This window comes from Streptomyces sp. NPDC101118, assembly GCF_044759445.1.
Taxonomy (GTDB): domain Bacteria; phylum Actinomycetota; class Actinomycetes; order Streptomycetales; family Streptomycetaceae; genus Streptomyces.
In genome coordinates this window covers 69,206-83,046 of sequence record NZ_JBIVZG010000021.1, presented here as the reverse complement: position 1 = coordinate 83,046, position 13,841 = coordinate 69,206, and the positions used below count along the sequence as shown (strand labels likewise).

At 72.6% G+C, this 13,841-nt stretch carries 14 protein-coding genes; 10 read left to right on the top strand and 4 right to left on the bottom strand.

All coding sequences use genetic code 11. From position 1 onward, the window contains the following. Positions 1-42: 42 nt before the first annotated feature. The gene (locus ACIQUQ_RS28350) at positions 43-465 is read right to left on the bottom strand and encodes a MarR family winged helix-turn-helix transcriptional regulator (RefSeq protein ID WP_403981324.1); all 423 of its coding nucleotides are present in this window, start codon (positions 463-465) and stop codon (positions 43-45) included. Positions 466-635: 170 nt separating this feature from the next. Between ACIQUQ_RS28350 and eno the strand changes: the two genes are divergently transcribed. The 7 genes from eno (at position 636) to ACIQUQ_RS28315 (ending at position 8,921) form a co-directional block, all read left to right on the top strand. Then, on the top strand, positions 636-1,913 hold the full coding sequence (gene eno / locus ACIQUQ_RS28345; RefSeq protein ID WP_403981321.1) for a phosphopyruvate hydratase: 1,278 nt from the start codon (positions 636-638) through the stop codon (positions 1,911-1,913). A 276-nt stretch (positions 1,914-2,189) separates the two neighbouring features. After that, positions 2,190-2,945 (top strand): hypothetical protein, encoded by a 756-nt coding sequence (locus ACIQUQ_RS28340; protein WP_403981318.1) that lies wholly within the window; start codon positions 2,190-2,192, stop codon positions 2,943-2,945. 80 nt (positions 2,946-3,025) lie between these two features. Then, positions 3,026-3,766 (top strand): class I SAM-dependent methyltransferase, encoded by a 741-nt coding sequence (locus tag ACIQUQ_RS28335; protein ID WP_403981315.1) that lies wholly within the window; start codon positions 3,026-3,028, stop codon positions 3,764-3,766. Between the two features lie 226 nt (positions 3,767-3,992). Next, positions 3,993-4,184: a hypothetical protein gene (locus ACIQUQ_RS28330; RefSeq protein WP_403981313.1), complete on the top strand. Its 192-nt coding sequence runs from the start codon at positions 3,993-3,995 to the stop codon at positions 4,182-4,184. A 352-nt stretch (positions 4,185-4,536) separates the two neighbouring features. Next, entirely contained in the window at positions 4,537-5,325 is a 789-nt protein-coding gene (gene fabG, locus ACIQUQ_RS28325) for a 3-oxoacyl-ACP reductase FabG (RefSeq protein WP_403981464.1), read from the top strand. Positions 5,326-5,697: 372 nt separating this feature from the next. Beyond that, a complete protein-coding gene (locus tag ACIQUQ_RS28320) occupies positions 5,698-7,170 on the top strand; it encodes a sialidase family protein (RefSeq protein WP_403981311.1) in 1,473 nt (490 codons plus the stop codon). A gap of 137 nt (positions 7,171-7,307) precedes the next feature. Next, positions 7,308-8,921, top strand: a complete 1,614-nt coding sequence (locus ACIQUQ_RS28315; protein WP_403981309.1) for a M12 family metallo-peptidase — start codon at positions 7,308-7,310, stop codon at positions 8,919-8,921. Between the two features lie 127 nt (positions 8,922-9,048). Here ACIQUQ_RS28315 and ACIQUQ_RS28310 read toward each other — a convergent pair whose 3' ends face one another. Beyond that, positions 9,049-9,918, bottom strand: coding sequence for a GyrI-like domain-containing protein (locus ACIQUQ_RS28310; RefSeq protein WP_403981307.1), 870 nt, complete (start codon positions 9,916-9,918; stop codon positions 9,049-9,051). Positions 9,919-10,093: 175 nt separating this feature from the next. Between ACIQUQ_RS28310 and ACIQUQ_RS28305 the strand changes: the two genes are divergently transcribed. The 3 genes from ACIQUQ_RS28305 (at position 10,094) to ACIQUQ_RS28295 (ending at position 12,624) form a co-directional block, all read left to right on the top strand. Next, complete coding sequence (locus ACIQUQ_RS28305; protein WP_403981305.1) at positions 10,094-10,798, top strand: RraA family protein; 705 nt, start codon at positions 10,094-10,096, stop codon at positions 10,796-10,798. A 63-nt stretch (positions 10,799-10,861) separates the two neighbouring features. Continuing rightward, a complete protein-coding gene (locus ACIQUQ_RS28300; RefSeq protein WP_403981303.1) occupies positions 10,862-11,611 on the top strand; it encodes an ArsR/SmtB family transcription factor in 750 nt (249 codons plus the stop codon). A gap of 53 nt (positions 11,612-11,664) precedes the next feature. Then, positions 11,665-12,624, top strand: a complete 960-nt coding sequence (locus tag ACIQUQ_RS28295) for a DMT family transporter (RefSeq protein ID WP_403981301.1) — start codon at positions 11,665-11,667, stop codon at positions 12,622-12,624. Positions 12,625-12,745: 121 nt separating this feature from the next. Here ACIQUQ_RS28295 and ACIQUQ_RS28290 read toward each other — a convergent pair whose 3' ends face one another. After that, complete coding sequence (locus ACIQUQ_RS28290; RefSeq protein WP_403981299.1) at positions 12,746-13,198, bottom strand: DUF3618 domain-containing protein; 453 nt, start codon at positions 13,196-13,198, stop codon at positions 12,746-12,748. Continuing rightward, entirely contained in the window at positions 13,195-13,611 is a 417-nt protein-coding gene (locus ACIQUQ_RS28285) for a phage holin family protein (protein ID WP_403981297.1), read from the bottom strand. Before ACIQUQ_RS28285 ends, ACIQUQ_RS28290 begins: the two co-directional genes overlap by 4 nt. Between the last annotated feature and the right edge of the window lie 230 nt (positions 13,612-13,841).

The window sequence follows — 13,841 nt, the reverse complement described above, 5'->3', positions numbered from 1 at the left end:
GAGCTGACCGCTTGGGGGAGCCGCACCCTCGACGGGCGGTTCCTAGTGTGCGGCGAGCCTCTCCACCAGCCCGATTCCGCGCGCCAGCAACTCCCGCTCCTCGTCGGTCAGCTCGGCCTCGATCGCCCGGGCGAGCCAGTCCGCCCTGCGCTCGCGCTCTTCTTCCAGCAGGGTCCGTCCGGCAGGGGAGAGTTCGACCAGGCTCTTGCGGCCGTCGGTCGGATGCGCGCGACGCGTGAGCAGTCCCTGTTCCATGAGCAGGCCGACGGCCCTGGCCATGGACTGGGGGCGCACCCGTTGGTCGGCGGCCAGTTCGCTGGTCGTCATCGCACCGCTGCGGTCCAGGGCGCCGAGGACGGACGCCTGGCCGAGCGGCATCTGGTCCTCGAGCTTCACGCGCCGCGTGAGCTTTCCGAGCGCGGTACGCAGTTCGGCCGCGACGGCGGCGGATTCCGGAAGGGGCATGCCCGATTTTAACGCAGCGTACCTGTGCAGGGGGACTGTTCAGTTCTGCTGTACAGCAAAACTGAACAGCAGAACTGCACAGCCTTGCTGTAGAGTTTTGGCTGCCGGGCCCCGCGTCAGCGCCGCCGCACCAGAGCCCGGCACGTATGCGACAACGGGGAGGACCTTCCATGACCGCCATCACCTCGATCACCGGCCGACGCGTACTCGACAGCAGGGGCAACCCCACCGTCGAAGTGGACGTGGAACTGGCGGACGGATCCATCGGCCGGGCCGCGGTGCCCTCCGGCGCTTCGACCGGTGCCCGCGAGGCCGTCGAGCTCCGCGACGGAGACCCGGCCCGATGGCACGGCAAGGGCGTCGACCGGGCCGTGCGCCACGTCAACACGGAGCTCGCCGCAGCCGTCGTGGGCCGTGAGGCAGAGGACCAGGCCGGCCTCGACGCGGCCCTCGTGGCCGCGGACGGCACCCCCACCAAGTCCCGGCTCGGCGCCAACGCGATCCTCGGGGTGTCCCTGGCCACCGCCAAGGCGGCCGCCGCCGCCCACCGCCTGCCGCTCTACCGCTACGTCGGCGGCTCCGGTGCCCGCCTGCTGCCCGTCCCGATGATGAACATCGTCAACGGAGGCGCCCACGCCGACAATCCCCTGGACTTCCAGGAGTTCATGATCGCCCCGATCGGCGCCGAGACCTTCGCCGAGGCCGTGCGAATGGGATCGGAGATCTTCCACACCCTGCGCCGGGACCTCCTCGCCGCCGGGCACTCCACGGGCGTGGGCGACGAAGGCGGCTTCGCACCGGCCCTGCGCACCGCCGAAGAGGCCCTCGACTTCGTCGTGGCGGCCGTCGAGCGCACGGGCTACCGGCCGGGCACGGACATCGGCCTGGTCATGGACCCGGCCTCGTCCGAGTTCTTCCGCGACGGCGTCTACGACTACCCAGGCGAGGGTGTCCGGCGCACGCCGGCCGAGCACGCAGACCACCTGGTCAAGTTGATCGACGCCTACCCCATCGTGTCGATCGAGGACCCGATGGCCGAGGACGACCTGGCGGGCTGGCAGGACCTGACCGCACGGGTCGGTGCGCGCTGCCAGCTCACCGGCGACGACGTGTTCTGCACGAACGAGGCGATCCTGCGCGAGGGCATCCGCTCCGGCGTCGCCAACTCGGTGCTGGTGAAGGTCAACCAGATCGGCACCCTGACCGAAGCCCTGGCCACCGTCGACGCCGCCCACCGGGCGGGCTACACCGTCGTCATGTCGCACCGCTCGGGGGAGACGGAAGACACGACGATCGCGGACCTGGCGGTGGCCACGGGCTGCGGCCAGATCAAGACCGGCTCGCTCTCACGCTCCGACCGCACGGCCAAGTACAACCAGCTGATCCGCATCGAAGAGCAGCTGGGCGACAGCGCACAGTACGCGGGCGCGGCGGCCCTCCGGCGCTAGCCCGGCCCCGGGGGCGGGTACCGGCGCCGCCCTGGTCGGGCTTCCCGGCATCTTCCCCGCCGCGAACGAAGCGCGACCCCTCCGGATCGGCGTCCTGATCGGCACCAACACCGACCTCACCGCCCGATGGCTGCGCGCGCCCCGGGCGGACGGATGAGACCCCCACCAGAGCGGTGCCGTATGTGGCCGGATTCCGCTCTTGTCGCTGCCGGGTGGGGACCATACCGTCCCCAGGCCCCTCACACGTCCGCCCAGCAGCCGGGAGGAAATGCCCCGATGGACGTCATGACCGTCCTGCCGCTGATCGTCGTCCTCGGTCTCCTCTGGTTCGTTGTCCGGACCGTCCGCCGACGGGAGCGGGCCGCGGCCGAGCAGGCGCGACGCGAGCAGGCCTTCCTGGCCTCGCTGCCCCCGCGCACGGTGCGGGACGAACGGACGGACGCGCTGGCTCTCCTGGCCCTGGCGAGGCTGTGCGCACTCACCGGGAACACGCCGGGCACGTTCGCCGACATGTCCGGCTACTTCCGCGAACAAGGCTGGAACAGTGCCGACGTCCTGCACGTCATGGGACGCCTGGAAGACCTGGGCTTCGCCCACCAGGTGATCACCGCCACCCACCCGATCAGCCCGTACCGCTACCGTGCGACCGCAGAAGGCGTGAGGAAGAACATGGACCGCTACGGCACCGAGCCGGCCGCCCCCGGCATCGTCATCAACCAGACGACCACGACCGGCAACAACAACGCGGCCGCGGCCGCGTCGGGCGCGGGGGCGGCGCACGCCTCGGCCCACCAGACGGCGGCCGCCGCCCGGTACGAGGACCTCGCCCGCACCCTGCGCGAAGAGGCGGCGGACGCTCCCCAGGAGCAGGCCGACCCGGCCGAGAGCCACGCCGACGCCCTGGACGCCGCGCTGGCGGCCGGTGACGAGGGCGCCCGGGACCGGGCGGTGGACCGGGTCCGGCGCTTCCTCCTCACCGCCGGCCCCGGCTTCGAGGCCACCCGGCAGCTGCTGGCCCTGCTTTCCGCGTAGGCAGGCGGGAGACCCTCCCGCGGCTCACGTGCTCCCTAATCGTGTTGACGGCGCCCGGCATGCGGTGTTGGAGTCCCCGTGTGGACAGCATTCCCGCCAACCGGCGGCTCTGGAACCGGATCAGCAGCGCCTACCAGCAGGAGCACGACGCGCGCATCGGCGCCACACCCCGGCTGTGGGGCATGTACTCCATCCCCGACGAGCGCCTGCACGCCCTGGGCGACGTCGCCGGCAAGCGCGTCCTCGAACTCGGCTGCGGCGCCGGCCAGTGGTCCAGGGCACTCGCCGCCGAGGGCGCCACCGTCGTCGGGCTCGACCTGTCCGAAGCCCAACTCGCCGCAGCAGCAGGCGCGATGGGAGACACCCGCTACCAGCTGGTGCAGGGCGCCGCCGAACAGCTCCCCTTCGCCGCAGAAAGCTTCGACCTGGTGTTCTGCGACTTCGGCGGGCTCAGCTGGGCGCCGGCCCACCTGGCCGTCCCGGAGGCCGCGCGCGTCCTGGTCCGGGGCGGGCGCCTGGTCTTCAACGTCGCCAGCCCATGGTTCGAAGCGTGCTACGACGAAGCCGCGAGCCGCGTGACCCCGACGCTGCAGCAGGACTACTTCGGCCTGAACGCCATCGCCGAAGGCGACGGTGCAACCAGCTACCAGCTCACTTACGGCGACTGGGTCAGGATCCTGCGCGGCGCGGGCCTCGTCATCGACGACCTCATCGAGCCGCGGCCCGGACTCGGGACACCCAACGGCTACAACGAAACCGACCCACCCGACTGGGCACACCGCTGGCCGGCGGAGCTCCTCTGGGTGACCCACAAACCGTGAGCCGACCTCGGCCACAGCGGCCGGTAGCCCTTGCGCCTGCCAAGTGAAGTCGACGGAGGCTCAGCGGTCGCGGTGCCGGCCGCTGGGTTCGGCGGTCGCCACCAGGACGAGCGCGAGGCCAAGGGGGAGCAGAACGAGCAGCATCAAGGTCATGACCGCGCTCTTGCCCCGGAACGAGCCGCCCATGCGGCGTTGTGGGTTGGCGGTTGTCTGTCAGGAACGGGGGATGAGCGACGTGCTGCCGGGCGGCCCCGTGCCGGCGTCGGATGCGGTGGTGGAGTGGGCGCGGCAGGCGGGCTTGGTGGTGGGGACGCGTGAGGTGCTCGACGTGCTGGCCGGCCTTGCCCGCCTCCCGGATGTGCGCGTCCGTCCGGCGGGATGCGTGGGAGGAGCCGTCGTCATCACCCACCCGAAGTAGCGCAGCCCTCCCACCCGCTTGCAGACGTCGCCACGGCGTCCGCAAGCGGCTCAGCCGCGCCTGGCACGACGGCCTTGGCGGTGGCCGTGGCGGAACTGCAGACGTGGTTGCCGTTGGTCGGGCGGCGCACAGGCATCGGATTCACCTCCCCGACGCCGTCATCGAAGCCGTGACGGTGTTCCCGCAAGGCCGTTGTCCGGAGTGCCGGAGCGTGCGGCGGAACAGTTGCCGTTGTGGGCTTCGGGTGCCTCGCAGATCCCTTGCCAGGGTGAGGCGGGGAACGATCGGTCGGATGGCTGTCGGCTTGTGGCTGACGCGGCCGTCACGTCGGGAAGGGAATGGACGAGGGATGATGGGCACCGACTGGCGCAAGCGGTCCGTGGTGGTGACGGGTGCAACGCGAGGCATCGGGCGGGGCATCGCGGAGTTGTTCGCCCGCCGCGGGGCGGCCGTGGTGGTCACCGGCCGGGACGAGGCGGTAGCCCGTCAGGCCGCCGACGACATCGCCGGCACCTCCGGGGGTCGCGTGCTGGGCCTGGGCGTGGACCTCCGGGATGCGGAGGCGATCGAGGCGATGGCCGCCGAGGCCGAGCGCCGCCACGGCCATGTGGACGTGCTGTGCGCGAACGCAGGGATCTTCCCCGAGAAGCCCTTGCGGGAGATGAGGGCCGAGGACGTGGACGACGTCCTCGCGGTGAACCTGCGGGGCTCGATCCTGACCGTGAGGGCGTTCCTGCCGGCGATGGAGCGCGCCAGGCACGGTCGAATCGTGCTGACCTCCTCCATCACGGGCCCCACCACCGGGTACGCCGGCTGGACCCACTACGGGGCCAGCAAAGCCGGGCAGCTCGGATTCCTGCGGGGTGCCGCCCTGGAGTTGGCTCCGACCGGTGTCACGGTCAACGCCGTCCTGCCCGGCAACGTCCGCACCGAAGGCCTCACCGGCCTGGGGGAGGAGTACCTGCGGCGGATGACCGCGTCGATCCCGCTGGGCCGGCTGGGCGAGACCACCGACATCGCCCACGCCGCCCTCTTCCTCGCATCCGACGAGGCCGCGTTCATCACCGGCCAGACCCTCACCGTCGACGGCGGCCAGACGCTCCCCGAATCCCTCGACGCCTTCACGGCACGGCGCACCTGACCCACGCCGGCTGCACGCCGCGCTCGCCGTGGCGCTGATCGCGTTCCGCGTGATCGGTGCCAAACCCTCGGTCGTCCCTTCCGCTGAGGCCACACCACCCGCGCCGACCGCCCCCGCCCCCCGCCCCCGGAGCCGCGGTAGGAGCCCGCAGGCCACGACGGGATGAGCGGACCGGGCAGGGCGGCGAGGTGAATCCGGGCGTGCAGTGGTCCGGCATCGGTCGTTCGGCCCATCAAGGGCAGTGGCCGCCGCGCCGAAAACGATCAAGCGGAGCCGGCCCACCCCCACACCCTTCCGGTACGCCTCCGCGCCCCCGGCCGCCCGGACGACGGCGGTCCGTCACCCGGCCGCCGGCCCCGGAGGAGATCCCGCATGCGCGTCTTCCTGCCCCTGACCGCCGCGGCCACCGCCGCGCTCCAACTCGTCACGGTCACCGGCGCGACCCCCGCCGCAGCAGACCGCAACCCCCACGGCACGGCACTGGTCAAGGTGTCCCCCGGCAACCCGTACGCGGACTGCACCATCGGCGCGAGGTCGCCCGACAGCATCGTCTACCCGGGCACCGAGGTCGAGCCGTACCTCTCGGTCGATCCGCGCGACCCCGGGCGCGTCGTCACCGTGTTCCAGCAGGACCGCTGGAACGACGGTGGCGCCCGTGGCCTGGCGGCCGCCTGGACCACGGACGGCCACACCTTCCACCGGAGCACGCTGCCGTTCAGCCTGTGCGCCCCCGGTGGCGCGGACTTCGAGCGGGCCTCCGACCCCTGGGTGAGCACCGGACCGGACGGCACCGTCTACGCGGGCGGGGAGGGGGTCGACTTCACGAAGAGCACGCGCACCGGCCTCCTGACCGCCACGTCCCGCGACGGCGGCCGCACGTGGCAGAACCTCACGACCACCCACGTCGACGAACAGCCGTTCTTCAACGACAAGCCCTCGATCACCGCCGACCCCATCCGCAGGGGCACCGCCTACCAGGTCTGGAACCGACTCGACAACGACCCGCCAGGACCCGGCTCCCTCGACGGCCCGGGCTACATCTCCCTCACGCGCGACGGCGGCCGAACCTGGAGCAAGGCCCGGCAGTTCGTCGACACCAGTACCGTGCCCAACACCCAGACCATCGGCCACGTGATCGTCGCCGACCGGCGCACCGGCACCCTGTACGACTTCTTCGACACGATCACCTACTCCGACGACCTGGCCACCGTCGTGGAGGCCCACTACGCGATGGTCACCTCGACCGACGCCGGGCAGACCTGGAGCGCCCCCGTCACCGTGGCCCGGGACACCTCCGTGCCGGAGGTCGACCCGAACGACCCCACCAGGGCGCTGCGCGCCGCCGCCACCCTGCCCAGCCCGGCCGTCGACCCCAGTACGGGCACGCTGTACATGGCCTACGAAGGATCGGACTTCTCCGGCGGCGCGTTCGACTCCGTCCAGCTGGTGCGCTCCACCGACGGCGGACGCACCTGGGGGAGCCCCGAGCTGATCAGCCCGGAAGGCGTGCCGGCCTTCTCGCCGTCGGTCGCGGTCGACGAGCGGGGCACGGTCGCCCTCACCTACTACGACCTGCGCTTCCTGAGGCCGGGTGACACCTCCACCCTGCCCACCGCCTACCAGCTGGCCACCCTGCCCCACGGAGACACGGGGCGCCGAACCGAACGCCGGATCTCGCGGGTCTTCGACTGGCTGGAGGCGCCGTTCGCCGGGGGCTACTTCCTGGGCGACTACCAAGGCCTGGTCGCAGACGGCAAGGGAGTACGGGTGGTGCTCACCACGGCCCGCTCCGACGCACCACAGAACCGTACGGACGTGTACACGGGCCGTCTGCACACCCGGTGACCCCGGTGACCCCGGTGACCCCGGTATCCGGGTGAATCTCGGCCCGGTCGGCCGTGCGGGGACGGGCGACCGGCGTGGCCCGCTCCCCGCCACGGAATACAAGGCGCAAATCCCCCACCGAGAGGCCCACGTCCCCCATGCGCCGTCGTTACCCCCTCGCCGCCTGCACCGCGGCGACGGCCTTCACCGCCACCCTGTCCCTCGCCCTGACCACACCTGCCGCCTCCGCGGGATCGGGCGGGGGCGGGGGCGGGCATGAACCCTGGGTTGTCCGGGCCGCCGCGCAGCACACGGACGCCAAGGCGTTCCGTTCACTGTGCGGCAAGCAGAAGGAGGGCAGACCGGAACGCCTCACCTTCCCGCTGTTCAAGCACGAGAAGGGCTTCACCGCCGTCCAGGACTTCACGCGCCGGCAGGCGGACGGCACGGTCTTCTGGAGCGGCCACGACCCGGAGAACGAGCTGAACACCATCTCCGTCTCCGTCATCGGGGCCTGCACCAAGGGGCCGGTCACCCTCTCCGGCGTCATCACGGAGGAGTTCCGCCAGTACGCGTACCAGCCGCTGGCCAAGCGTCCGGGCTGGTACGAGCTGGACGAGATCGACTCCCTCGCACTGCCGCCCAGCGGGCAGGGGGTCGACACGGTCAGCGGCCCGCCGAAGAAGCCGCACCGCCCGCACCCGCCGAAGCACCCGAAGCACCCCCAGCACCCCCAGCACCCGCAACTCCCGCAGCTCCCGAACTTCCCGCCCAAGCCGGGGCTGAGGGCCGCCACGCTCAACGCCCCGGCCGCCATCGACGTCGTCGTCGCGTACACCCCGGCCGCCGTCGAGGTCATGGGCAGTGTCCAGGCGGTCCAGAGCCGTATCACCTATGGCGTGAACCAGCTCAACAGGGCGCTCGCCTTCAGCAACGTGCCGGCCAGCGTGCACGTCGTCAACACGTACCAGACCGCGCCCACCAACGTCCCCCGCGAGAACGTGAACACGCTGCTGGCCATGATCAGCAACCCCGCGAACACGGTTCTCGGGGCCACGGCCGCCGCCACGCGGAACCAATACGGCGCCGACCTGGTGGCGCTGCTCGCCTCCGTCCCGTTCGAGGACAGCTCCGGGGCGGCGAGCCTGCCCGACCCGGCAGCCACCGCGACGACGGACAGCCAGGCCTTCTCGGTCACGAGCATCGGGTCCGTGGCGGCCTGGGACAACCTCGGGCACGAGATCGGCCACAACTTCGGCATGAAGCACGACCGCCTGACGGTCACGAGCAACGGCGGGACCACCCCCGCCGGCACGTTCAACTACGGCTGGGTCACGCCCAACGGGCTGCACCGCACGCTGATGGCGTACAGCTCCGCCTGCCCGCAGGCGTGCACCCTGGCCAACACGTACTCCAACACCGAGCGCACCTGGAACGGCCAGGCCCTGGGCAACGCCCAGAACAACAACGCCGCCGTAGCGCGCGCGAGCGCCGACATCCTCGCCGGCTACCGCGCCTCCACGGTGACCAACCGCAACTCCCTCACCCTGCTCCACGACCCCGAGGCCGGAGGCACGGTCCGCGTCAGCGAGTTCGGTCCGTACGACCCCGGCGCGCAGGTCACCGTCACCGCCGTTCCCAACGCCGGCTACCGCTTCGACGCCTGGGCGGTCGACGGCATCGAGCAGGAGGGGAACACCCCGAGCTACCAGCTCACCATGAACGCCAACCGGACCATCAACGCCCTGTTCGCCCCGATCGAGCAGCCGTAGGCGCCCGGTCGACGCCACTCGCGTGCGTCCGGGTCCCGGCGGACCGCCGGGACCCGGACGCGCACGAGCGTGTGCTCGGTCCATGCCCCCACCAGCCCGGCTCCGCCGGTCGCCGGTCGCCCGCGGATCATTCCGGTTCGACGGGCAGCCACAGTTCGCAGGTGGCGGTGGCGAAGTCGCGGGCGTGGTCCAGGGTGGAGACGATCGACGGGCCCGGGCGCAGTCGCCAGGGGTTCGACGGGAACCAGTCGGTCGCGGTGGCCGCCCAGGCGGTCTGGAGGGCCTGGGGGTGCGGGCCGCTGGTGCGGAAGACCGCCCACATGCCGTCCGGGACCTCGATGGTGTCCAGGTCCCCGGGGACCACGGTGTCCCGGGTGACGGCCACCCCGTGCAGGTAGGTGAGGTCGGTCCCCTCGGTGCCGTCGGGGTCGACGTCGTCGCAGACCTGGAGGAGGCCTTCGGGGACGGCGTCGCCCAGCGCCTTCAGGCGCTGGTGCTCCTCGGACGGCAGCGCGGCGATGTGCTCCTGGATGCGGGGGTTGACGCCCTGGTGTACGAGCGGGACCCGGGCGGCGTGTCCGATCAGCCGGAACGCGGGGCGGTTGACGAGGCGGGTGTCCATGGGGACGCTCCCTTCGACGGTCAGGCGGAACCTGAGCTGTGGTTGTGTGCGCAGGGGGCCTCCCTCGCGGCGCACGTCGCCGGGGCCGGTGCCGTGCACCGCCCGGAACGCGCGCCCGAACGCCTCGGTCGAGCCGTAGCCGTGCCGTACCGCGATGCCGAGCAGGTCCTGCTCGCCGCGGACGACCTCGGCGGCGGCCACGGTCATGCGCCGCCGCCGCACGTACTCCGACAGCGGCATGCCGGCGAGCGACGAGAACATCCGGCGCAGGTGGTATTCGGTCGAGCCGACCGACGCCGCCAGTGCGCGGACGTCGGGATCCTCCGCGAGATGCTCCTCGACGAGGTCGACGAGCCGGTTCAGTGCCGAGATCACGAGGCCTCCTTTCGACTCCCACCCTGGCAGCGGGCACCCCGGTGGCACCCGACCGCTGCGAACCGATCCGATCATGCACCTGCTTCCGGGCCCCGTGGACGGGGTACCCACTCGCGTGGCACACCCCGGTGCCGCTCTGGCTGCACTGCCGGCACGACGAGGAGAAGCGGACCTGATGGACGCGCTGAAACTGCACCTGACGTACCTGGACCTGACGACCGCGCACGTCGCTGACGCACTCCTGCGGCTGGGGCTGCCGATCCGGCAGGCCCCGGCGTCGGTGCGACCGCTGGGCGACGGCACGCACCTCGTCGGCAGGGCCCGGCCGGCCCGCCACCACGGCAGTGTGGACGTGTTCCTGGAGGCGATCGAGCACGCCGCTGCCGGGGACGTGCTGGTGGTCGACAACGCCGGCCGCGACGACGAGGCGTGCGTGGGCGACCTGGTCGCCCTCGAAGCCGAACGCGCCGGGCTGGCCGGTCTGGTGGTCTGGGGGCGGCACCGGGACACGCGCGAGCTGCGCGGGATGCGGCTGCCCGTGTTCAGCCAGGGCGCGCTGCCCGCCGGTCCGCAGCGGCTCGAACCCCAGGGGCTCGACTCCCTCGTCTCGGCCCGGATCGGCGGGGTGGACGTCACCGGTGACGACTTCGTCCTCGGTGACGACGACGGGGTGCTGTTCCTGCCCCTCGACCGCGCCGCCGACATCGCCGCGGCGGCGGGCGGGATCCGTGACACCGAGCGCCACCAGGCCGCCCGGATGCGGCTGGGCACCAGCCTGCGCACCCAAGTGAGGTTCGCCGACTACCGCGCGGCACGGGACCGGGACGGTACGACGTTCCGCGAGCACCTGCGCGCCGTCGGCGGTGCGATCGAGGAGTAGACCACCTCACTCATCCCGGCCCTCGATTCGGCATCGGGCGAAATGTTGAGGCAAGCTGGAGGGATGAATCAGCTGCCCTCCGGGAATCCGTCCGAAACCCCTGCGCCGGCGTCCCCGGCTCCGGCCGCGCGGCTGGCGAGCCTGGCCGGGGCGCTGGCCGACGAGACGCGGGCCGCGATCTGCATGGCGTTGCTGGAGGGGCGCGCCTGGACGGCGGGCGAGCTGGCCCGGATCACCGGGGTGGCGCCGTCCACCGTCACCGGGCACCTGGTGCGTCTGGAGGAGGCGGGCGTCTGCGTGACCGAGCGGCAGGGCCGGCACCGGTACGTCCGGATCGCCGACGCGGCGACGGCCCGGCTGGTGGACGGGCTGGCCTCGTTCGCGATCCCCGACCGGGACGCGGCGCACGCGGTGCCGGTCGTCGGCGCCCCCGATCCGCTGGCGAGGGCCCGTACCTGCTACGACCACTTCGCGGGGCGCCTCGGCATGGCCGTCACCGATGCCATGGAGCGGGGCGGGCTGCTGCGGACCGACGGGGTGTTCGAGCTCACCGCGGCGGGGCGGGAGTGGTGCGTGGGGGCGGGCGTGGACCTGGCGCAGGAGGGGCGCCGGCCGCTGGTGAGCGCCTGCCTGGACTGGACGGAGCGACGCCGGCACCTGGGCGGGCTGGCAGGGGCCCGGCTGTGCGCCCGGGCGCTGGCCGCCGGCTGGGTGGAGCGTCCCGCGGCCGGCGGGCGGGCGCTGCTGGTGACGGGGGCCGGGGAGCGCGCGTTCGGGGAGCTGCTCGGCCTCGCGCCGGAGGTGTTCGCCTGACAGCCCGCAATATTTCGGTGGACACCGAAATATTGCGGGCTAGGGTGGAGAGCATGAGACCCCCCGCCCCGCCCCTGCGGTCCCCGCTGCCGATCCACCTCCCGACCCTGGGAGCCATCACCTTCACCGTGCTCGCGTGGGCCTCCGCCTTCGTGTCGATCCGCAGCGCGGGCGCGGCCTACTCCCCGGGCGCCCTGGCCCTGGGACGCCTGCTGACCGCCTCCCTCGTGCTAGGGCTGCTGCTCCTGGCCCGCCGCGAGGGACTGCCGCCGCGGGGTGCGTGGCGCGGGATCCTCGTCTCGGGCGTCGTCTGGTTCTTCGGGTACACGGTGATGCTGAACTGGGGCGAGCGCCTGGTGGACGCCGGTACCGCCGCCCTGCTCGTGAACATCGGGCCGATCCTCATGGCCCTGCTCGCCGCCCGGCTGCTCGGCGAGGGGCTGCCGCCGCAGCTGCTGCTGGGCATGGGGGTCTCGTTCGTGGGCGCGGTCGTCGTCGGCCTGTCCATGTCCGCCTCGGACGCCGGGGCGGGCGGGAGCAGCTCGACGTCCGTGCTCGGCGTGGTGCTCTGCCTGCTGGCGGCGGTGGCGTACGCGACCGGCGTGATCGCCCAGAAGCCCGCGCTCGCGTGCGGGACGCCGCTCCAGATCACCGCGTACAGCTGCCTCGTGGGAACCGTCGTCTGCCTGCCCTTCGCCGGGCAGCTGACCGCGGAGGTGACCCGGGCGCCACTCTCCGCGACGCTGAGCATGCTCTATCTCGGCGTGGTGCCGACCGCCCTCGCGTTCACCACCTGGACGTACGCCCTGGCCCGGATGCCCGCCGGAAAGCTGGGCGCGACCACGTACGCCGTCCCGGCCATCGTGGTGCTGCTGAGCTGGCTGCTCCTGGGCGAGGTGCCGGCGTGGCTGACACTGCTGGGAGGTGCGCTGTGCCTGGCCGGAGTCGCCGTCTCCCGCCGCCGCCCCGCCTCCCGTCCGGCGGACGCAGCCGGGGTCAGACCGTCACGCTAGCCGGGCTGCCGGAGCGCCGAGCGGGTGCGGACCTTCGCCCTGGCGAAGGTCCGTCGCGGGCACCTGGCGTGCGAGCCCCGGCGGGGCCGGCCTTCCGCATGCCCGGGCCGGCCAGGGGACTTCACCTGCGGCGGCGTCCGCGACGCAGGAGGAGGACCACCAGCATTGCCGCGGCGGCGGCCAGCAGCGGTGTGGGGTTGGCCCGAACCCTCGTGGCGGCCGTCCCGGCCATCTCACGCAGGGGGTCCCCGGCCTTGGCGACTGCCAGGTGGCCGGCGTGGGTGACGCTGTCACGGACGTGGGCGGCCTTGTCGAGTACGGGGTCCGGGGTCTTGTCCTTGATCGTCTCCGCTGCCTGGGCGGCCGTGTGCCGGAGCTGTTCGGCGGCCAGGGCGGCCTTCTGCCCGGCCTGCTCCGTGATGTCGGCGGCCTTCTCCTTGGCCCGTTCCTTGAGGTCGGCCTTGGCCGCCAGCGCCTCCACGGTCCGGCCGAGTTCATCGCGGGTGTGCTCGACCTGCTCGCGCAGCTGCTCGGGAGTCGGTGCGGACTGCTCGCCTCGGGACTGGTGGCTCATCGGTGTGCCCTCTCCTTGATCTCGGCCACGTCGGCCTTGACGCTGTCGATGGTCTTCTCGGGTGTGGGACTGCCGGCCTGGACGACCTGCTTCTTGCCGGCCAAGGCCAGGACCGCTGCCACGGCCGCCAGCACGATGCCGACGGTCAAGGCCGCCGCCCACACCGGCAGGACCAGCCACAGGGCCGCGATCGCGGCGGCGACCAGGGCCTGGGCGGCCAGGATGCCGACGATGCCGGCACCCCCGAACAGGCCGCCTCCCATGCCGTAGCGCTTGCCTTTCTGGGTCATCTCCGCGCGGGCCAGCTGCATCTCCTCGCGGACCAGGTCCGAGACCTGCTGCGACGCCCGCGTCACGAGCTCGCCCACCGACTCGTCGCTGCGGTGGCCGGGACGGCTTCCGACGGCGCTCATTGACTGTTCACCTTCTTTCGCCTGACAGAGGGTGTTCCGGGCCGCGCATACCCTGCAACCCGCCGATCACCCCTCGCGGAGCCGGGTCCGCGCAGGGCAGCGGAGGCGAGACGACGTACGGGCGGGCGGGGACGGCCGCGCCGTCGATCGGAACAGCGGCTGCCGGATGAGCCGATTCCAAAGGGGGGCGGCGGAGTCCGTGAACGTGACGGCGCCCAGGTCCGGGGCCA

Coding starts and splice junctions, on each gene's coding strand:
- ACIQUQ_RS28350 (WP_403981324.1), bottom strand. CDS start 465: ATGCCCCTTCCGGAATCCGCCGCCGTCGCGGCCGAACTGCGTACCGCG.
- eno (WP_403981321.1), top strand. CDS start 636: ATGACCGCCATCACCTCGATCACCGGCCGACGCGTACTCGACAGCAGG.
- ACIQUQ_RS28340 (WP_403981318.1), top strand. CDS start 2,190: ATGGACGTCATGACCGTCCTGCCGCTGATCGTCGTCCTCGGTCTCCTC.
- ACIQUQ_RS28330 (WP_403981313.1), top strand. CDS start 3,993: ATGAGCGACGTGCTGCCGGGCGGCCCCGTGCCGGCGTCGGATGCGGTG.
- fabG (WP_403981464.1), top strand. CDS start 4,537: ATGGGCACCGACTGGCGCAAGCGGTCCGTGGTGGTGACGGGTGCAACG.
- ACIQUQ_RS28320 (WP_403981311.1), top strand. CDS start 5,698: ATGCGCGTCTTCCTGCCCCTGACCGCCGCGGCCACCGCCGCGCTCCAA.
- ACIQUQ_RS28315 (WP_403981309.1), top strand. CDS start 7,308: ATGCGCCGTCGTTACCCCCTCGCCGCCTGCACCGCGGCGACGGCCTTC.
- ACIQUQ_RS28305 (WP_403981305.1), top strand. CDS start 10,094: ATGGACGCGCTGAAACTGCACCTGACGTACCTGGACCTGACGACCGCG.
- ACIQUQ_RS28300 (WP_403981303.1), top strand. CDS start 10,862: ATGAATCAGCTGCCCTCCGGGAATCCGTCCGAAACCCCTGCGCCGGCG.
- ACIQUQ_RS28295 (WP_403981301.1), top strand. CDS start 11,665: ATGAGACCCCCCGCCCCGCCCCTGCGGTCCCCGCTGCCGATCCACCTC.
- ACIQUQ_RS28290 (WP_403981299.1), bottom strand. CDS start 13,198: ATGAGCCACCAGTCCCGAGGCGAGCAGTCCGCACCGACTCCCGAGCAG.
- ACIQUQ_RS28285 (WP_403981297.1), bottom strand. CDS start 13,611: ATGAGCGCCGTCGGAAGCCGTCCCGGCCACCGCAGCGACGAGTCGGTG.